We start from the raw sequence: 21,281 nt of genomic DNA on the forward strand, positions 1-21,281 counted from the left end.
TATGTCCGACAAAAAAAGAGAGTCCTTCTTCTGGAACCTCAAAAAGATTGAGAATGAAGAATTCTTTAAATGGTTCGAGTCACAAAGTAATATAGCCGATTCTTTATATAAACTTGTATGCTATTTTATTGATAAACACGGATTACAAGACGTAGCTGATTATAAGATACAGCAACAAATGCAAAAAGAAATTTTACTTCAAGATAAAGACTTTTTAAATGATGTTAAGCGTATACTATTAAATAATTCAAATCTTGCTATTCAAAAAGAAAACCAAGCAAATGAAGAAGAGGCAGCAGATCAAAATAAAATAGTCTCATCTCTTGAAAAAAATTCTACTTCTAAAGATACACATAGAGAAAATGAATCAACAACTGAAAAAGCGGTACTAAAAGATGAATATGAAGACCTGGATACAGCTAATTTATTTGGTAACTAGCGTTATGCATCGATGATAAAAAAGAGTCCCTAAAATAGGGACTCTTTTTTATCATCGATGCAAGCTTTTTCTACATCTTATCAATAATAATTTGTCTTTTATACCACTGATTTAATTTATCTTTAGCCGTGCCTGAAAGGCGTTTTGTTTTCTTATTATAAAACCTAGAAAGGGTAGGTTGTGATATACCTATTTCTTTTGAAAGGTCTCGCATTGTAATATTTTTATTCATATGGAAGAATGATATTTTTTCTCTAATCGAATTTTCATACTCATCAACATCTAAATTGTTATTTTCTATTTTTACAGGAGACTCTTCTTCTATGATATCTACTGTTTTTTTCTTCACTATTTTTTCTATTGAATTCATTAATTCTTTCGGCGGTAAAATTATTATACCTAACTGAGCATAATAGTTCTTAAACCAATTCTTTTTAGTTAACATTTCCTCTTTTAAATCTTCACTGTACTCCCAATGTGATATTACCTTTTCCTTCTCTAAATCAATAAGAACATTTTCTAGCTGTTCACGAATACGATTTGGCTTTTGATTTTGATTTACACCCATGACTGCCAGTAATCCCTTATCTCCTCCTATAGAGTAAGGCCTTTTTAAACTAGAGAACATTTGACGAATTCTCCATTGCCAAGTTAAATAACGAATCAATCTCTTATGATATTTATGTCTATAACTATTATATTCCAACGCTTTTTTTGATAACAGTGCCGTTGTACTACTAGAACCATATAAATAACTTGATAAGAAGCTTCCTGGCTTAATCCTGCAAGATTCTATCCCCATATATTCGTTAGTGTTATTATCTCTCCAGAGTACCACAGAATCTAATACAAAAAGCCTCTTAATAACTTCTCGCTTTACTTCATAATGTTTACCTGCTTCAGCTCGATCATTTAATACAACTACCTCATTATCATCATTTAAATAGATAAAAATACTTGCTAAAGCAGCAATACGTTTGGCAACCTTTATTTTATCTTCTGCTCGATAATATTCTGTGTTATTAGCCTTTGCTTTAGGTATGCTACACATTTCTAATACCTGATTATATGAAAAGTCTATGAATTCATCTGGGGACTTTGCCTCATTTAACCATTGGATAGTAATTGCATCTAGACAGTCAGCAGTTAAATCATCCATATTACTCATTACACCATCAACCAATGTATTCCAACGAGCGGCTTCTTCAATATTTATTAATCTTAAATCTTCATCTTTATGTGAAGAAAGTTGTGCAACTCCACTACTATCTTTCGTTTCAATTGGATAAGATTTCAACTTTGTATTTTCATCTTCTTCAAATTGATTCTTTGCTATACCATCTCTTAATTTATAATAAACTGCAGAATTATTTACTTCATAATAATTCTCGTGCTCTAAACCTGTATTAGATTCCTTTGGTTCCTGCAAGTTTTCATTGTTAGCTCTTGAAAACTCTTGCTCAACAAATAATCCTATCGCCACATCAATTTCAATTTGGTAAGCTTCTATATTGGTGAATATTTCCAAAGAGGAGATTCCCTTTTTTTGCTGCTGTTCAAGCCACTGTACAAGCATTGAAAATGATGGGGAAAAATAGTCCGAAGTTACAATCCTACTAGTATCTTCTTTAACTTCTAAGTAATAAGCATTCCATTTATACCACAATTGTTCATTATGTTTATAGATAGGTGCTGATATTACTAATGCATCTTTAAACAATTGTAGAACATTATCCATATACATCCTTCTCCTTATTTAATTTACAATTGAGAATGATTTAAACTTAAATCTATATAGCCTTATGATGTTCCTATTCATGAAAATAAAAAAGAATACAGTAAGTTCTATCCAACCATCCCTTAGTGATAATCTAGCACGTATGCGTATAACCACCTCTTTTACTGATTATACAAGACTGTATCCATTTGGAAAAGGTAAGACGTTATAAGGAACCCAATATTTTTCAAGGGATTAGCTGAAACATGAAATTCTTTTGCGATATCATGTCCCTTTTGACTAAACATGAAAAAGCTAGGTTATTCATGTTTTAACAGTTTCGTTGTATATATGGTAAAACTCATTAATTTTTGCATACAAAGTGAAAATTCATAGCGGTATCATGTCCCTTTTGACTAAAACATGAAAAAAATCTTGCCTTAAATATTTCATGAAATTAAAATTTATATTTTTTCATAATCCTTTCTATCCTTGATACAAAAGGGTTTCTTCTATATTCAAGGTATGAAACAAGAAAATTTATAGCGGTATCATGTCCCTTTCTTGTTTCATAAATCCTCTTAAATCCCTTATATACCATACATTTATACAACATCTTCTCAAATTTCAGGGAATTATAGAACATGAAAATTTATAGCGGTATCATGTCCCTTTCTATCTGAAAAGATGAATCACCCCTAGCGGTATCACGTTCCTTTTATAAATACCAAATTTCATATAAATCCCTTTAATATCAATGTTTATTGAGGATTTTCATGTGAATTATAATAAAAAGAAATATGAAAATCCACAGCCCTATCATGTCCCTTATATTTTTGTGAAAATAAGCTTCCAACCCCATTAGAACAACGTTTATTAGCATTTTACAACTCATTTTCTTATTTACTCGGAACATGAAAATCCATAGTGATATCATGTCCATAAAAAAAATAGAACAAAATCCGAAACCCCTTGATATGAAAGGGATTAACGTACATTTCATTTTTTCATGTTGGCTCTTAAAGGGGCCCATTTCATCAAATTTTGATTTGCTATAATTAAAATCGGTATATTTTATATTGTACGGATATGTATATTTTAATTTGTATAGGAGGTGAAAAAGATGAGCAAATCATTTGTTATTCGTAATCAACGTAGTCTAGATGGACAATCTACTAATGCGGTTATAGTTACATTAAAATCTTGGCAAGCACTTGTTGATGCATTGGAAGGAAAATACTATAGCTATAAAGATACATACCTTGAAGATATTATTAATCAAATGTCGTATGAAGAACGTATTGCGGATATCGATGGATTTGTTGCACAAGCAAAGCCATCTTTTTCACGTCATACTATTTCAAAGACAATGGGAAGAAAACATAAATTGTACGGTATTACAAATGCAGATCTTGAAGTATTCCTTTACCTACATAAAAAATGCTATACGAATGGTATTATTCCAAACGTAACAGTACATATGCTTTGGGAAGACTATAAGCAATACAAAGAAGAATTGGCATGTATACAGCATTCTCAATTCTATATTGCATTAAAAAAATTAAGCCTACATAACATTATTACGATTGAAAATGAATTAGATAGTCGATACACCATTAAAATAACTCATTTTATGAATGAAGAAACTGAAAAAGCAAATCCTTATGTTTACATTAGTCCTGTAGTCTTTACAAAAGCTTTCTTTGAACTTTCAGTAGCATCTAAGAAGCTATTCTTAGATATTGCTATGCAACAGCATAGAGAAACTACATTAAAACGTTCTTTAGACAAACAGGATGAAAGAGGTAATAAGACTCACTTTGGTGGGATGTACCGCTTTCTACATAAGAAGTATCCACATCAAATTCGTGCAGTTATGAAAGAACTAACGACTGTATTGCCTTGTACAGGAACTCCACTATTCAAAATCTGTAAACTACAAAAAGGGGTTCAAAACAAGAAAAAATACACGACTTTATTTTTATCTATTCATTCAGACTTCTTATGTGGAAAAGAATCAGGCGAACTACAGTATCGTGATCCTTTTACTCCAAAGGTTACGTATGCCCGTAAAGCCCGATTTATTGAATCTACACTACAAGAAATGCATATTGGGGAATTTACACGAGACATGAATAAATTTATTCATGTACTTAAAAATACCTGTCATCGACAAATCCGAAGTGTAATACATAGTTTGCGTGACATGATTGATCGCACTGAAAAATATCCAAGTAAGTTAGTATATACACTGAAAAAATTATTGAATCAAACATCACAGTATCATATTCTTGATACCGCAGCTAAAGAAGGGGTTTATCCTCTTATTACACAGCACGTACCAGCAAAACAAAAAGAACAAGCTATATTTGATTTCGGATTGCATTTCTCTATGTACTCTCGCCGAAGCATCAAGAAGCTGTTCCGAAAAACATTTGAGTTATTAAAGAACAAATTTGCCGTACCTGTTACAGAGGAATCTTACCATCGTAATTATCTAAGATATCAAGAAGAAACATTATTTAGAAAATACGCTTATGAACAAGGTGCAAATCTAAATGCTTATATGGCTTTAGAAATAGAAATGCGTGAACTTCTAAAAATAAAAGGACATAAAGAACGCTTTATTCCTAGTGATGTACGTGAACTGTTCATTGAAAAGATAGATAAATTACCAAAAGAAAAGCTAAGGGTAATTGAAGTACCTGGTAGCATAAATTTAATTACCTTTATACGTGCCTTGGAACAGCTGATACGTGCTGGAATTCAAGTAACATCAACTGAACAGGTATTAAAAGTAATGGAAGAAATGTAATCATTTTCAGCTCTCTATATTTGAAAAAAATCAAAGTAGAGGGCTATTCGTGTTGGCTCTATCATTCAAAGTCTTTCTATTAGATCCATTTATATACTTTTCTAAAAGATTCTATTGAAAATAGAATCTTTTTTTATGCACTTCTATACAATAAAAGTTATTCATCATTGTTAATTTCCACAATAGTAACTTGAAAAGGCATCCAATACCTATATAAATAGAGATTTTACTCTACATAAAATCATAAGAAAAATTAAATTTTTAGTGGATATGTTTATAAAAAGTATCATTTGTGAATAAAAATATCATACTATTGTTGCTATATAAGGGTTCTATAAGTAAATCTACTAAAATTCATCAAGTTTTATGTGATTAAATATGAATAACTGAATTAAGTGGATTAAATAATGATCATTGTGTATAGATTGTGTACAAAAGACTACAAATTGGGGACAAATATCGAGAATGTCTTCTTATTTACGAATGAATAAATATACTCATTACTGAATTATTTTTCTTCATTTTTTATGTAGGTATAGTGGTATTATTTTATGATTTTATGTAGAAAGGATGATACAACAAAGTCTATTTTCACACTCCCATTACATACCATTTATGATTTTTTACAGTAGGGCATGTTAAAAACATTGTCATAGCAGGCTTTATTCTATATTTTATGAACCTATAAAAGTTTTATCTTTATATTTTTAATATATATAAGATATATATTTATATAAGATTTTAAGAAAAGGGGGAATATTTTAGAGAGGATGGGGACAAACAAAATATTTTTAAATAAAAAAATAATTTATATTATATATACTAATGTTTTCAAAATTTATTAATAAAAAGTTCTAACTACTATACACATAAAATACTACTAGATAAATTACATATAAGTGTTAAATGTCTTCTTTAGTAGAGTTATCACAACAAAGAGATTTACATACTATAACAAATTAATAGTCCTTTACAAGAAGATGAATTACTGTTGCTTTAGAAAATTAATAGTTATAAACTTATAGGCAAAGTCGAGATCCTCGCTATAAGTTTGTAAAAATAAAGTATAAATTTATTATACTTTATTAAATTTTTTATACATGAATAGGAGTGATATTTATGCAACTAAAAAATGTAACACCTATGGGATTAAATGATGAGGTATTCAAAACAATTATTAATAAAACTGAAAATACATTTCCATCATTTTTTTTCATTAATCCGTCAGGTAATGTTGTCATACCAAAATATTTGAACAAGGATATATGTATGTATGCAGTTTTCGGTGAAACAATGGTTATAATTGATAATGAAATTGAGATATTAAGGCATCAACAAATATTGTATTTTAATGCTGAGGTGTACATTGAATTGAGAAATAATACAACTGAGAATGTAATTGTATATATTGATGGTGTAAATAAGTAATTATTGATTAGAATTATTATAAATATTTGTGAAATACTTCACAAAAAATACACAATAAAAAATAGTCATTTCATGTATAGTAGGAGTAGTTGAAAATTTCATATTATCATTTGTGAAATACTTCACATGATTTAAGCTTTTACTTAATAGGCAAGATGAAAACAATAAGTTCCAACATTTTAAATCTACTTTTATAGTGATCTGGAGGCTTTAATATGACAAACAAGACAGATGAAAAAGAAGTACAAGCAATGGTCAACGTAGTAATTAAAGATGAAAATGATGTACAAGAAGTTGTTAATACTTTAGTTGAAAATGGAAAAGAAGCACTAAAAGCACTAGAATCTTATACGCAAGAGCAAGTAGATCATATTGTTCATGAAATGGCACTATCTGGATTAGATCAACATATGCCATTAGCAAAAATGGCGGTTGAGGAAACTGGTCGAGGTGTGTATGAGGATAAATGTACAAAGAACATATTTGCGACTGAATATATTTGGCATAGCATAAAAAAAGATAAGACTGTAGGAATTATTCATGAAGATCCACATGAAGAAGTCATCGAAATTGCCGAACCAGTAGGTGTAGTTGCTGGTGTGACACCAGTAACGAATCCTACATCAACAACTATGTTTAAAGCAATTATTGCAATGAAAACACGGAATCCAATTATTTTCGCTTTTCATCCATCTGCTCAGCAATGCTCTGTTGCAGCGGCTAAAATTTTAAGAGATGCTGCAATTAAGGCAGGGGCACCGGAGAATTGCATTCAATGGATCGAAAAACCTTCTGTTGAGGCAACAAAAAGATTAATGAACCATGAGGGGGTTGCACTTGTTCTTGCAACCGGGGGTGCTGGAATGGTGAAATCAGCATATTCTACAGGGAAACCGGCCTTAGGGGTAGGACCTGGGAATGTACCTTGTTATTTAGAGAAATCAGCACATGTAAAACGAGCTGTAAATGATTTAATTTTATCAAAAACATTTGATAATGGTATGATTTGTGCTTCTGAACAAGCAATCATTGTAGATAAAGAAATCTATAATAGTGTAAAAAAAGAAATGCAAGACAACAATTGTTATTTTGTTACCGAAGAAGAGAGAATAAAATTAGAGAAGCTTGTTATTAATGAAAATACATGTGCAGTAAATAGTGATATCGTTGGGAAATCAGCACATTATATTGCATCATTAGTAGGCATTAAGGTACCAGAAGATACAAAAATACTTGTAGCTGAAATTAAGGGAGTGGGTGCAGAATATCCACTATCACGTGAAAAATTGAGCCCAGTATTAGCTTGTATCAAAGCAAATTCACAAGAAGAAGGATTTAAATACTGTGAAGAAATGTTAAATTTAGGTGGCTTAGGGCATTCAGCGGTTATTCATTCTACAAATAAAGAAGTACAAAAACAATTTGGTTTAAGAATGAAAGCTTGTCGCCTTATTGTAAATTCACCGTCAGCACAAGGTGGGATTGGTGATATATATAACGCATTTATTCCATCTTTAACATTAGGTTGTGGATCATACGGTAAAAATTCTGTTTCTCAAAACGTAACAGCTACACATTTAATAAATGTAAAGCGTTTGGCGAATAGAAAAAATAATATGCAATGGTTCAAATTACCACCTAAGGTTTTTTTTGAAAAACATGCGACACAATATTTAGCTAAGATGCCAAACATTTCACGAGCATTCATTGTAACGGATCCAGGAATGGTAGAACTGGGATATGTGGATACAGTTACACATTACTTACAACAGCATTTAAATGATGTAAAAGTAGGTGTTTTCTCAGAGGTAGAACCAGATCCATCAGATGAAACAGTATTCAAGGGTGCTGAGATGATGAGAAGCTTCAAACCTGATGTAATTATTGCATTGGGCGGAGGTTCAGCAATGGATGCAGCAAAAGGAATGTGGCTATTTTATGAATATCCAGAAACAAAATTCTTTGGAATCAAACAAAAGTTTTTAGATATTAGAAAACGTACATGTAAATTTCCAACACTAGGGCAAAAAGCACAATTTGTTGCGATTCCAACAACATCAGGAACAGGGTCAGAAGTGACACCATTCGCGGTTATTACAGATAAAAAAAATAATATAAAATATCCACTTGCTGATTATGAATTAACACCAGATGTAGCGATTATTGATCCACAGTTTGTAATGACAGTGCCACCTCATGTAACAGCAGACACTGGAATGGATGTGTTAACACATGCAATTGAAGCATACGTGTCTATTATGGCAAATGACTATACAGATGGATTGGCCTTAAAAGCCATTGATCTAGTATTTAAATATTTACCGAGAGCATATAAAAATGGAAATGATGAAGAAGCACGTGAGAAAATGCATAATGCTTCTGCAATTGCAGGTATGGCTTTTGCAAATGCATTTCTTGGTATTAATCATAGTTTGGCGCATAAGCTTGGACCAGAATTTCACATTCCACATGGACGCGCTAACGCAATCTTAATGCCGCATGTAATTCGCTATAATGCAATTAAGCCGAGAAAACATGCATTGTTCCCAAAATATGAGCATTTTGTGGCAGATGAACGTTATGCATATATTGCAAGAACATTGGGGCTGCCAGCAAGTACAGTAGAAGAAGGGGTAGAATCTCTTGTACAAGCAATTATCAGCCTTGGAAAAGAATTGAATATTAATATGAGTATTGCAGGACAAGGAGTAAAACAAGAAGCATTTGAAAATGTTGTGGATGTTTTATCGGAAAGAGCATTTGAAGATCAATGTACACCAGCAAATCCGAAACTTCCATTGATTTCAGAATTAAAAGAAGTATATAAACAAGCATATAAAGGTGTGTAATAAGTTAAGTAGGTATAACTTTTTTAGTTCATAGATTTTGTATTTGATATTTGTAAATATATTGTATATGGGTTTTAAGGGGAAATAAATATTATAAACAGCTGTGTTCTAAATAGAACATCTAACAAAAATGCTGCCTAGATGACCTGTATGTAGGTAAGACGGGAGTGTACAAAAACTATGTCTAACTATAAGAAATTAAATCAAGTAATTGAAAAAAAGAGGAATTAATATCGCTTGTTAAGCATTATGGATTCACTCATGAAAAGGTAATTTGTTATAGTAGAGAATTGGATTTATTAATATATGATTTGATGAAATCTAATAGAAATAATAAGTAAATCAAATTTATATAAAAAAGAAATAAAATATAAATATTTAAGATATTTTTAAAATAAAAAGCACTCACCTATAAATAGGAGAGTGCTTTTTTATCTTAATTTCATTTATTTTGGTGAGGGATTTTTAAATGCTAAAAACTTATGCGTGATAAATTTCACAACATAAATGCACATATAATTTTACAATATAGTATGTAAGTTGATGGGAGGTTTTCTTTTTGATAAATCGTGATTATAATAAAAACCCATTTATTGTAATATGGGAGTTAACAAGAGCATGTGAATTAAAATGTCTACATTGTCGTGCTGAAGCTCAGCATTATCGTGATCCTTTTGAGTTAACATTAGAAGAAGGAAAAAAACTAATTGATGATATATATGAAATGGATAATCCGATGCTGGTTTTTACTGGTGGGGATCCATTAATGCGTTCGGATATATATGATATTGCTGAATACGCGGTGAAGAAAGGTATTCGGGTTTCCATGACACCCAGTGCTACTCCAAAGGTTACTAAAGAAGCGATTAAAAAAGCAAAAGATGTTGGGATTTCTAGATGGGCATTTAGTATAGATGGACCAACAGCTGAAGTACACGATCATTTTAGAGGAACAGAGGGGTCATTTAAATTAACAATGGATGCAATTCATCATTTAAATGAATTAAAAATCCCTATTCAAATTAATACAGTTGTTTCTAATTATAATTTGAGTGTACTTAAAGATATGGCAAATTTAGTAGAAGAATTAGGTTGTGTGTTGTGGAGTGTATTTTTCTTAGTCCCAACAGGACGTGGTAAAGAGAAAGATATGATTTCACCAATTCAACATGAAAGAGTGTTCCGCTGGCTATATCAGCTTAGTAAAACTGTTTCTTTTGATATAAAAACCACAGCTGCTCAGCACTATAGACGCGTTGTTCTTCAAGAAAAAATGAAAGGAATTAAAAAAATTGATCAAATTATTCAATATAGAGATGTACTGATGGAAGGGATGATGGACGGAATTAATGGATTTGGACGCGCTCCAAAAGGAGTGAATGATGGAAATGGCGTTGTATTTATTTCTCATATTGGAGATGTATACCCAAGTGGGCTATTGCCAATTAAAACCGGGAATATTAAATCAAAACCGATAGCTGAAATTTATCGAAATTCTCCTGTTTTTCAAAGCCTTCGTAATCCAGATAATTATAAAGGAAAATGCGGTGTTTGTGAGTTTCGATATGTTTGTGGGGGATCTCGTTCTAGAGCATTTGCGATGACGGGGGATTACATGGAAAGCGAACCTTTTTGTGTATATGTTCCAAAAGCATTGCAAAAAAAGTGTAAGAATTGAGCATGTCCCTTTTTTATAACCTGTTTTTATAAATTTTCTTATTGTATATTTCCAATATTTATGAGCAGATACTTTCTGCTCATAAATATTGGATTAGTGATGACTAATAATCGAAGAAAAGCAAGGGAATTATACTTATTTTAGGCGTATAATACGTTGATTTGAGCTTCCGCGAAATGGAAGAGTCAAATCTCTTTTTTGGATTTCAAATCTTCCATCAACTAAAACATCTCCATAATGTAACAGCTCAATCATATCTTTGTTTTGTGAGTTTTGTATCTCTTCTAGTGTATAGCCAGTGTAAATCCAAAGATTTTTGTTTAAACTTTTTACAGCCTTTGCAACTTCTTTGACCTCGATAGCTTGAAAAAATGGGTCACCACCTGAAAATGTTACATCAGTTAGAGGATTTGTGGATATTTCTTTTATAATTTCTTTCACACTCATCTCGGTACCATTATAAAGATTCCATGATTTGGGGTTATGGCAACCTAAACAATGATGCGGACAACCGGCAAAAAACACAACTGTCCGTAATCCTTCACCATCTACTACACTATCATGAATAATATTCATTACCTTCATTTATGTTTCACACGATCTGCTTCTTCACTACGCTTTGCATTGTTCCATTTTGACATGTCCCCTACAAGATATCCAGTAATACGGCGAATTCTTTCAATATGATGATCTTCTATATTTCCACAGCTAGGGCACTCATTTTCAATCACTCCATTATAGTCACAACATTTACAACGATCCACTGGGTGATTAATTGAACCATATCCTACTTCATACTGTGCCATTGCTTGAACAATCTGTTTTAAAGCCATTTGATTATGCGCTGCCGCCCCATCTAGTTCAATATACGTAATATGACCACCGTTGCAAAGAGCATGAAACGGTCCTTCTAAACGTATTTTATTAATTGCTTGAATAGGATAATAAACTGGAATATGAAATGAATTTGTATAGTAATCATGATCGGTTACACCTGTAATAGTTCCAAAATCAGCACGATCCTTTTTGATGAACTTCCCTGATAGTCCCTCGGCAGGAGTTGCAATTAAGGTAAAATTCAAGCAATGATCTTTTGTTGCTTGGTCCATCTTTTTTCTCATAAAGGTAACAATTTCTTTTCCAAGTCGCCATGAATCTGTATCTTCCCCATGGTGTTTTCCTGTTAGGGCAACCAGGCATTCCGCAAGTCCAATAAAACCAAGACTCAATGTTCCTTGCTTTAAAATCTCAGTAACTGAGTCTTCTGGTTGTAGTTTTTCTCCATTGCGCCAAATCCCTTGTGAATATAGGAATTGAAAATCTCTTGCCTTTTTTGTACATTGATATGAATATCTTTCTAGCAATTGACGAATGCCAAGTTTGATATAATGATTTAACGATTTGAAAAATCCCTCTTTTGAATCATTTATTAAAGCCAATTTTACTAGATTAATAGAGGTAAATGATAGATTTCCTCTGCCAATTGCTGTCTCCTCACCATGAATATTAGACATCACACGAGTACGACAACCCATATAACATACTTCACTTTCTGGGTGCCCATTATAATACGCTGCATTAAATGGCGCATCTAAAAATGAAAAGTTAGGGAACAATCGCTTCGCTGTTGTTTCTAATGCAAGTTCAAATAAATCATAATTTGGATCTTTTTCTTCAAAATTTACACCTTTTTTTAACTTAAAAATTTGAATCGGGAAAATAGGCGTTTCGCTTTTTCCTAATCCCGCTTGTGTTGCCTGTAGTAATTGTTTAATTAATAGTCTTCCTTCCTTTGATGTGTCCGTTCCGTAATTAATTGAAATAAACGGAACTTGTCCACCACCACGGCTATGCATACTATTGGAATTATGAATAAATGCTTCACATGCTTGATATGTATCGTTTTCTGTTTCTCTCCATGCAAACACTTCAATTTCTTCCTTTGTTAGTGGATAGTCTTTTAACTTTTTCTTGTTTTTTTCAAATGTTTTCCTCACATAGGGTGCTAAATCTATATCAAACATGGCAAGAGATTGCCCACCATGCTGCATATTTTGATTAGCTTGAAGAATAATAGACGAGAGTGCTAATGCACTTTTAATATCTTGTGGTTGTCTCATATGGCCGTGTCCAGTGTGGAACCCTTTTTTCAGCAATTGTGCTAAAGGGATTTGTGAACACGTGGTTGTTCCTGTTGCATAAAAATCTAAATCGTGTGGGTATAAAATATTTTGATTAATAGCTTCTTTTACTTGTTTAGAAAGCAAATGTTCCCTTACATAAAGTTTTGCGCTCTCTGATGCAAATGTTCCCATCATTCCCATTGGAGATCGACCATCAACATTTGCATTTTCTTGCATTAAGTCTTGATCGTTACTGTTTATAATTTTATCAAAAGTTGTCCATAAAGTATTTTTTTGCTGTTTTACATTGTCTGAGTTGTTCATCAAATTCACTCCATCTCAATATGTAGTATCTAACATCGATAAATAATACTATATACAGTTCTTTTCTGCAATGGTACTAATAAATGAAGTATGTAATCTTTTCTGTTTAGAAGAGATTAAATCTAGAAGTTTATCGTATTACCTTGCTCATAAAAAATAAAAAGATATAGAATGATTCAATTATTTATAGATAAAAATTCTTTTGTTTTAGATTCAAAGAGTGAGGATATCAATAGAGAGTAAAAACACACTGAACAATGTTTTATTTTATGAAATAAAAGGTATAAAAATAAAATGCAGTGATTTCACTCACAGTATTTTTTAAAAACATAGTTTATCTTATAAGAGAAGAGTGAGTATGAGAAATTCATTATATTTTACTATTTGGGATGGGTATTCCCTAAATTGGTGGAGTATGATTACCAGTGGGGGGATTCTCTCACTGGTAAAGTTTTTTATCTATAAATTTAATGATATATATGCTACTTATTATCATTCTTACGTAACATTTTGATAAAAAATTAAATGTGAGGTGTGGAAGAATGAAGTTAATTATTCCAAAGCAGCATGGAGCCTGGGGAATGCTGCTTATTCCATTTGTTTTAGGTATTTTAACTGGTAAATGGACATGGTATCATATACCTCTTTTTTTAGCGTGGTTTTTTGTGTATTTAGCTACATATCCCTTATTAATGTATGTAAAACAGCCGCGAAAGAAGTATTATTTATATTATTTTTTTCTTTACTTTGGTGAGGCTTGTATATGTACAGCTATTGCTCTTAGTTATGAATGGCGTATAGTTTACTTTTCTATTATTATGCTCCCGTTTTTTTGTATAAACATTTATTTTTCTAGCAAAAAAAATGAACGAGCCTTATTAAATGATGTATGTGCAATTCTTTTGTTTTGTATAGGGGGCATTATAAGTTATTACTTCACAATGAAAACAGTCGATAAAAATATATTGATAATAGCGACTATAACATTTTTATATTTTATAGGAAGTACGTTTTATGTAAAAACAATGATACGTGAAAAAAAGAATCCAACGTATCGCATTCTGTCATGGTGGTACCATTTATTACTTGTGATTGTTACGCTTATTTTATCACCAACGATTACCATTATTTTTATCCCAAGTTTGATACGGTCTATAGTACTGTATGGAAGAAATATTTCAATCTTAAAAGTGGGGATTTTAGAGAGTATAAATGCTATTTACGTTTTTATTACAACAATAATAGTATTTAAATATTTTGTCTCGTAAAGACTAATAATGATTCATATTGTTTATATTATATTCATATATTAATTCGTTTGGATTAATTGTTGTATTAATATTTTCTCCAATCCTGGATGTAGAAAGGAATGTATAAATAATGACTTTTTACCAAAAATTAATGCCGTATTATGATGGAATTTTTCCAGAAAATGAAAAACAATTGAATTTTATTGCTTCATATTTACAAGAGGGGGACTCCGTAATTGATGTAGGTGCGGCAACAGGGAATGTGGCTAATGCATTAGTTGAAAAAGGAATGATTGTAACTGCGATGGAACCAGAGAAGAAAATGGCTGATAAAATTTCTGAGAAGGCTATAACCCATAAGGGAAGACTTTTTGTAAATACACTTAGAATGCAGCAAATAGACGATGTGCCTGGGATATTTGATGGTATTTATTGTATTGGAAATACGTTGGTTCATTTGGACAATGTACAGGAAATTACTGATTTCATTCAACGTTCTTTTAAAAAACTTAAGAAAAATGGAAAGTTCATAGTTCAAATTGTAAACTATGAAAAAGTATTAAATCAAAAAAATTTCATATTTCCAGTAATTACGAAAGAACATTTCTCATTCAAACGAGATTATGCAATCGTGAGAAAAAAGGTACTATTTACTGTAACATTAAATACAAGTGATGAAGAATTCTCAAATAGTATAGAGTTATATCCAATTACAAAAAAACAATTACTTCCCATATTAATAGATTGTGGATTTGAGTCAGTAGAAACTTACTCTAATTTTGATAAAAAAATATATTCACTTGATGGTCCGGCATTAGTAATTGTAGCAACAAAATAAATTTTAAAAACACCTGAGTAGAAAGCTGTTACTCAGGTGTTTTTTTATTAATTTTTTTAAAATGTGATTCTAGTCCTCTTTTAATTATAAAAAAGTTTATATAATTCAGTGGTAAATCGAATCTGATTGAGGAGGAATTGAGTTATATGGGCAAAGAAATTCAGTTAACTAAAGATATATATTGGGTAGGAAAAGTTGATAATAGAGAAGTTCCATTTCACCGTTTAATCTTAGCAAAAGGAACAACTTATAACGCGTACTTGCTAAAAACGGAAAAACCAACAGTGATTGATACAGTTGATATAGAGTTTGGAAGAGAATTTGTAGAATCATTAAGTAAATTAATTGATCCACAAGAAATTCAGTATATCGTAGTGAATCATACAGAACCCGACCATTCAGGGGGATTGGCAGCATTAGCATCAAGAGCTACTAATGCAACGATTGTATGTACAGAAATTGCAGTACCAGAAATACAAGAGATGTATAAACTGCATAATCGAAAGTTTTTAGTAGTAAAAGACGGTGATACATTAGATATTGGTGGAAAAACATTGAAATTTAAAGAAACGCCATATCTTCATACTGAAGAAACAATGATTACCTACTGTGTAGAGGATAAAATTTTATTTCCTTGTGATATTTTTAGTACTCATATAGCAAATGACGAGATTTTCAGTGATAAAGCGAATGTAGATATTACGGAAGACTTTATTGGTTATTATAATGCCATTATCCATCCACATAGAAGATATGTAAGAACATTAATAGAAGCTCTAAAAGGTTTGGATTTACAAATGATTGCACCATCTCATGGCTACATTTTACGTCAGGATATACAGAAGTATATTAAATTATATGCGGATATGAGTAGAGATACGAATCAAGATAAGAAAGTAACAATTGTATATACAACAATTAAAAATAATACAAAAAAAGTGGCAAATATTATTAAAGAAACTTTAGAAGCAGATAATATTCATGTAACAGTATTTAACGCTGATAAATCAAAAAAATTAGAGGTTTTAAAGAGTATCCAAGAAGCAGATGCAGTCTTTATAGGATCTTCAACTAGATATGCAGATATGATTGGTAATTTAGAAGACATTTTAAAAGAAATGACAGAAATGAACCTAGAAGGGAAAATTGCAGCTTCATTCGGTTCATATGGTTGGAGTGGAGAGGCAATTGAAGTGATACAAGATTACCTCAATGAAACAAATATGAATGTACAAAGCACATCAAAAGTTATCCAATCTACAGGTATGACTCATGTTGAATTTCCTATTCGGATTAGATTCTCTCCAAAAGATGAGGGGAAAGTAAAGAAAATTCAACATGCAACAACATTTGTTACAGATTTATTATTGAGTTCTATTTAATAGAAAAATGGAGGTGAAAACATGGAAAAGAATTTTGTTATTATTGGGAGTGGTGTAGCTGCTGTAAATGCCGCTAAAACTATTAGAGAGTATGATAAAGGATCAAATATATTTATTTTTGGTGAAGAGCCATTACTACCTTATAAAAGAATTAAATTATCAAAGGATCTGTATTCAGATTTACACAGTGAAAAAGTGTTAATTAAAAAGAAAAAGTGGTATCAAGATAATCACATATCAGTTTTTATAAATACAAAGGTGGTAAAAATTAATACAGAAGAGCAATTTATTGTTACATCCAATGAAGCGGTATTTTCTTATCATAAACTATTAATTTGTACAGGAGCGAATAATAGAAGATTAGAGATAAATGGAATTAATAAAAAAAATATTTTTACTATTAGGGACATGAAAGAAGTAGATGAGCTTAAAGGTCATTTAGAGGACAAAGAAAGTGTTGTGACCATTGGTGGGGGTGTACAAGGGTTAGAAACAGCATGGTCTATTCTGAAAGCTGGTAAAAAGGTATCCATTGTAGAAGTAGCTCCTTTATTAATGAGAAGACAATTAGATACAAAATCTTCGCTTCTCTTGAAACGAAAAATTGAAAAGGAAGGAGTAAAGGTGTATTTAAATACTTCTATTGATTCTATTCTCGGGAAAGAATCCGTAACTGGCATAAAGATGAACGACAATTCTCAAATTAATTGTGATAGTATTGTTTACTCAATTGGCGTTACTCCGAACACTAAACTTGTACATGATACTGCTATTAAATTAAATAGAGGTATTGTTGTGGATGAGAAGATGAGAACAAATATAGACTCCGTATACGCTGCGGGAGATGTTGCAGAAGTAAATAATGAAATTGAAGGCTTATGGGGGACTGCCTTGGAACAAGGAAGAGTAGCAGGTAGTAATATGGTCTCTAAAACTGCCATTTATAAAAAAGAAATTCCAACCACTATTTTTAACGCATTCAATGTATCTTTATTTTCAATTGGAGTTGTTAATGAAGAGCAATGTGATACAACAATTGTTGAAGAAGACGGTAAGGAGAAGTATACAAGGTTATTTATTAAGGATAATAAAATAGTCGGTGTGATTTCATTAGAAGGAGTTGCTGCATCTATTCCTTACAAATCTGCGATTGAAAAGCATGTGTCGTTAGAAGGAATAGATTTATTAAATACAAACATAAGTGAAATAATGAGCAAGTTAAAATAAAAAATATAAAGCTGTACAAAAAGGAGAGGAAATCATGAAAAAATACATTTGTTTACCATGTGGATATATTTATAACCCAGAGGTAGGGGATCCAGATGAGGATATAGAACCAGGAACAAGTTTCGAAGATTTACCAGAGGACTGGGTTTGTCCTGTGTGTGGAGAAGATAAAAATCATTTTGCACCACTAGATGAATAAGAAGGAAAAAACAATGAGAATACTGCACAGTATTCTCATTGTTTTTTATATTTTTGAATGTGATTCTGGTCACAGAAATATTCTTTAAAAAATTCTATAATAATTATGTAGCAGATACTTATACCGATTCAGCCATTCTCGGTACACTCTATATGGCCCTGGCGCCACCCTTTCTCCTCAGGGCCTTATTTTTCTATGCCATATTCAAAATATGTTTATGAAGATAGTGTATATCACTGTCTTCATAAACATATAGTTGTGATTTGGGTCACTGCAATATTTGATAAAAATGTCTATAATAACCTTGGATATCAGTATATTTTTAATTCTATAGTTAAAGTAAGGTGAGAAAATATGGACGATAATCATAAAAAATCAAGAGAGCTTTGCCCAAGAAAAGTACTAATTTTTAAGACCCTTTCCGAAGAGGAAATTAGTAATATAGCTTCAATGACAAAACATAGGAAGTTTAAAAAGGGTCAGCCATTAATTCTTGAGGGAGATAAATCAGATACATTATTTATTATTAATAGTGGACAAGTAAAGCTAGGTACATTAACTCTTCAAGGGAAAGAGCAAATATTGCATATACTAACAAGTGGTGAATCCTTTTGTGAATTAAATATATTTAATTATGATGAAAAAAGTAATTTTAGTGCGTATGCTATAGAAGATACTCATATCTGTATGCTAAAAAAAGAAAATATGGATTATATAATGGAACGAAATCCAAGTATTGCATTAAAGTTGTTAAAAGTTGTCACAAAACGTTTAGCTAAGATAGAGAATTTAGTGCAAAATTTAGCGACAAACAATCCTGAAGTTAGAATTGCTCATATACTATTGGAGTTTTGTGATAAATATGGCAAAAGTACAGAGGATGGAATACTTATTAACTTGCCATTGACACGAGAGGAATTGGCAAATTATGCGGGGGTAACAAGAGAGACTATTAGTCGTAAATTGAATAAGTTTGAAAGTTTAGGGCTCATGGCCTCTGTTGGAAATAAGAAAATAATAATAAAAAATCAGTTAGCTATTAGAAGACTTATCAGTTTCTGACAAAAGACCCCTTTCTCAGAATATAAAAGAGGAGTTATTACAAATTAGTAAGTATTTTAATTATGTGAATTCTTAAAATCATTATATATGAGTAAATCACAAAAAAGGGAATATGTGTTACCAATCGGTTTAATTGATAAGGTATGGATTTTTTGAGCCGCAAAATATCACATGCCTTATAATCAAACTTAAAAAATAAATTTCAAATTATTTTATCTTATATTTTTGATTTATGCGAGGGACACACCTTAGGTACCACTCCAATGGTATAGGTGTGTCCTTTAATTTTATATAATTAAATAACGTTAGTGATTCTTGTGTAAACTAGGGATTATTATATAATAATTATATAATGAGAGATTAGTAATTTGAAGTTTATCTCAAATCTTATAGCTCTGTGTTTTTTTAAGGAATGATAGTTAGGGCTTGTCTGCCTAATTGAACCCATGCTTCTTCAAAATCCTTCTTATCAATTCTTTTATTTTTTTCCGTATCTAATGGATCATTAATGTATACATATTGATCGGTGTATCCAGTTAGTAAAACACTATGTTGACGGTATGTAACCTGTCTCTCACCCATATTTGTTTTCCAAGTACGAAATTCATAATCAGGTAGTTTGCGAAAGCTCGCGTTTGTTAAAATCCAAACAGGGTGTTCTTTATCAATTGCTTTATATAAATCCTCAGGATTACTTCCGGTTAAGTCTATAATACAATTCTCTGATATGTATAATTTGGCTAACTCTAAAATCGGCTTAATATGCACACCTAAACCAGGCATATCTATGTCATACATATCTCCAACAAATCCTTCGTCCATATTTCCCATAAATCCATTGTTTTGAAAAGGTACATATTTAATATTTTCAGCTAACTCTAATTTATCAACGGATAGACCGTTAAAATTTAAAAGCATTGCTAAACTTGTAACTTCGCATCCACGTTCTAATTCTGGATTTTGTAAAATCAAAGGGACTTCTAAAGGATTATTCTCTTTAGAAGATAGTTTTTTTTCATCGATTTTAACAAGTTTATCCATCTCATATGTTGTATTTTTAACGCTATTATTTTCACCTTTATGGACTAGAGTTATTATACATAATACCGTGCATAAAATAATTAATAGATAAATATTTTTGTGTCGTTGCATTTTAGTATGTCTCCTTAAGTGAACTACCCGCCACTTAACGTCCTAACGGACTGTTTGAAATGGGGGCTTCTCGGTTAGTCGTTACTTTTGGTAGCTAACGAATTCGTCCTAAGACAGTCGAGCTAACTCCCTTGTTCCAAGGGTTATTTTATTGCTATCTATGCTAACACCAATAGGCGTATTGCTTCATTTTTGATATTGATAGCTGCGTTATAATCTCTATCGATATTTACACCGCATATACAAGAATAAACTCGCTCAGACAATGACATATTTTTCACATTTCCACAACTGCTACATGTTTTTGTGGAAGGAAACCATCTGTCTATTTTCACAAGCTGTTTGCCTTGTTCATTTAGTTTATAAGCTAAGAAAGAAGTGAACATACCCCAAGCATTATCAGCGACGCTTTTTCCAAAATGAAGTGCTTGCGATATTCCCTTCATATTTAGATCTTCAATAGCTACAACATCAAAATGAGTAGCTAACTCTTTAGACTTACGATGAAGGAAGTTCTTACGTTGGTTTGCTACTTTTTCATGCAGCTTAGCTACACGGATACGTTGTTTATTCCAACGCCCTGAACCTTTTGTACGTCTTGATAATATTCGTTGAGCCTTTGCTAATCGGTCTAACATTTCACGATAGAACTTAGGATAATTGGCTCTCTCATCCTCAGAACTGACGTATAATTGATTCATCGCAAAGTCTAATCCAACAACTGTTTCTACTTCTTTTTGTACGATCTCTTTTTCGTATTCAGTCAAAATGGACACATAGTATTTACCAGTAGGTGTC

Annotated in this window: 16 protein-coding genes and 1 pseudogene; 12 read left to right on the top strand and 5 right to left on the bottom strand. The window is 31.5% G+C overall.

Features of this window, described 5'->3' with window-relative positions; translation table 11 throughout:
• Position 1 precedes the first annotated feature (1 nt).
• Complete coding sequence (locus ACTJJY_RS28610; protein ID WP_440607164.1) at positions 2 to 439, top strand: hypothetical protein; 438 nt, start codon at positions 2 to 4, stop codon at positions 437 to 439.
• A gap of 70 nt (positions 440 to 509) precedes the next feature.
• Here ACTJJY_RS28610 and ACTJJY_RS28615 read toward each other — a convergent pair whose 3' ends face one another.
• Entirely contained in the window at positions 510 to 2,177 is a 1,668-nt protein-coding gene (locus ACTJJY_RS28615; RefSeq protein ID WP_440607165.1) for a helix-turn-helix domain-containing protein, read from the bottom strand.
• Positions 2,178 to 3,279: 1,102 nt separating this feature from the next.
• Between ACTJJY_RS28615 and ACTJJY_RS28620 the strand changes: the two genes are divergently transcribed.
• The 5 genes and pseudogenes from ACTJJY_RS28620 to ACTJJY_RS28640 all read left to right on the top strand — a co-directional run bounded on the left by ACTJJY_RS28620 (position 3,280) and on the right by ACTJJY_RS28640 (position 10,926).
• Positions 3,280 to 4,971, top strand: coding sequence for a hypothetical protein (locus ACTJJY_RS28620; protein WP_061664424.1), 1,692 nt, complete (start codon positions 3,280 to 3,282; stop codon positions 4,969 to 4,971).
• Positions 4,972 to 6,090: 1,119 nt separating this feature from the next.
• The gene (locus ACTJJY_RS28625; RefSeq protein WP_001176240.1) at positions 6,091 to 6,399 is read left to right on the top strand and encodes a hypothetical protein; all 309 of its coding nucleotides are present in this window, start codon (positions 6,091 to 6,093) and stop codon (positions 6,397 to 6,399) included.
• A 251-nt stretch (positions 6,400 to 6,650) separates the two neighbouring features.
• Positions 6,651 to 9,248 carry a bifunctional acetaldehyde-CoA/alcohol dehydrogenase gene (adhE, locus tag ACTJJY_RS28630; RefSeq protein WP_098277394.1) on the top strand — a complete coding sequence of 866 codons (2,598 nt, stop codon included), beginning with the start codon at positions 6,651 to 6,653 and terminating at the stop codon, positions 9,246 to 9,248.
• Between the two features lie 180 nt (positions 9,249 to 9,428).
• A pseudogene (locus ACTJJY_RS28635) lies at positions 9,429 to 9,589 on the top strand (Spo0E family sporulation regulatory protein-aspartic acid phosphatase).
• 218 nt (positions 9,590 to 9,807) lie between these two features.
• Positions 9,808 to 10,926 (top strand): TIGR04053 family radical SAM/SPASM domain-containing protein, encoded by a 1,119-nt coding sequence (locus ACTJJY_RS28640; protein ID WP_440607166.1) that lies wholly within the window; start codon positions 9,808 to 9,810, stop codon positions 10,924 to 10,926.
• 135 nt (positions 10,927 to 11,061) lie between these two features.
• Here the strand turns inward: ACTJJY_RS28640 and nrdG are convergent, their stop codons facing one another.
• Entirely contained in the window at positions 11,062 to 11,511 is a 450-nt protein-coding gene (gene nrdG, locus ACTJJY_RS28645; RefSeq protein WP_000867052.1) for an anaerobic ribonucleoside-triphosphate reductase activating protein, read from the bottom strand.
• The gene (locus ACTJJY_RS28650) at positions 11,508 to 13,373 is read right to left on the bottom strand and encodes an anaerobic ribonucleoside triphosphate reductase (protein ID WP_259593099.1); all 1,866 of its coding nucleotides are present in this window, start codon (positions 13,371 to 13,373) and stop codon (positions 11,508 to 11,510) included. The genes nrdG and ACTJJY_RS28650 overlap by 4 nt, the downstream gene beginning before the upstream one ends.
• A 542-nt stretch (positions 13,374 to 13,915) precedes the next feature.
• Between ACTJJY_RS28650 and ACTJJY_RS28655 the strand changes: the two genes are divergently transcribed.
• From ACTJJY_RS28655 to ACTJJY_RS28680, 6 genes are all read left to right on the top strand, one after another.
• Positions 13,916 to 14,641 carry a YwiC-like family protein gene (locus ACTJJY_RS28655; RefSeq protein WP_000766863.1) on the top strand — a complete coding sequence of 242 codons (726 nt, stop codon included), beginning with the start codon at positions 13,916 to 13,918 and terminating at the stop codon, positions 14,639 to 14,641.
• Between the two features lie 112 nt (positions 14,642 to 14,753).
• A complete protein-coding gene (locus ACTJJY_RS28660) occupies positions 14,754 to 15,461 on the top strand; it encodes a class I SAM-dependent methyltransferase (RefSeq protein ID WP_440607167.1) in 708 nt (235 codons plus the stop codon).
• A gap of 146 nt (positions 15,462 to 15,607) precedes the next feature.
• Entirely contained in the window at positions 15,608 to 16,843 is a 1,236-nt protein-coding gene (locus ACTJJY_RS28665) for an FprA family A-type flavoprotein (RefSeq protein WP_377827145.1), read from the top strand.
• Positions 16,844 to 16,864: 21 nt separating this feature from the next.
• Positions 16,865 to 18,070, top strand: coding sequence for an NAD(P)/FAD-dependent oxidoreductase (locus ACTJJY_RS28670; RefSeq protein ID WP_440607168.1), 1,206 nt, complete (start codon positions 16,865 to 16,867; stop codon positions 18,068 to 18,070).
• Between the two features lie 34 nt (positions 18,071 to 18,104).
• Positions 18,105 to 18,269 carry a rubredoxin gene (rd, locus tag ACTJJY_RS28675; RefSeq protein ID WP_000759867.1) on the top strand — a complete coding sequence of 55 codons (165 nt, stop codon included), beginning with the start codon at positions 18,105 to 18,107 and terminating at the stop codon, positions 18,267 to 18,269.
• A gap of 354 nt (positions 18,270 to 18,623) precedes the next feature.
• Positions 18,624 to 19,331: a Crp/Fnr family transcriptional regulator gene (locus ACTJJY_RS28680; RefSeq protein WP_440607169.1), complete on the top strand. Its 708-nt coding sequence runs from the start codon at positions 18,624 to 18,626 to the stop codon at positions 19,329 to 19,331.
• 405 nt (positions 19,332 to 19,736) lie between these two features.
• Here the strand turns inward: ACTJJY_RS28680 and ACTJJY_RS28685 are convergent, their stop codons facing one another.
• Together ACTJJY_RS28685 and ACTJJY_RS28690 are read right to left on the bottom strand one after the other, a co-directional pair.
• Complete coding sequence (locus ACTJJY_RS28685) at positions 19,737 to 20,483, bottom strand: C39 family peptidase (protein WP_097862100.1); 747 nt, start codon at positions 20,481 to 20,483, stop codon at positions 19,737 to 19,739.
• A gap of 158 nt (positions 20,484 to 20,641) precedes the next feature.
• Positions 20,642 to 21,281, bottom strand: a 640-nt coding sequence (locus ACTJJY_RS28690) for an RNA-guided endonuclease InsQ/TnpB family protein (RefSeq protein WP_440607170.1), incomplete at its 5' end; no start/stop codon positions are given.

The organism is Bacillus sp. 22475 (genome assembly GCF_052044835.1).
In the GTDB taxonomy this organism is placed as follows: domain Bacteria; phylum Bacillota; class Bacilli; order Bacillales; family Bacillaceae_G; genus Bacillus_A; species Bacillus_A cereus.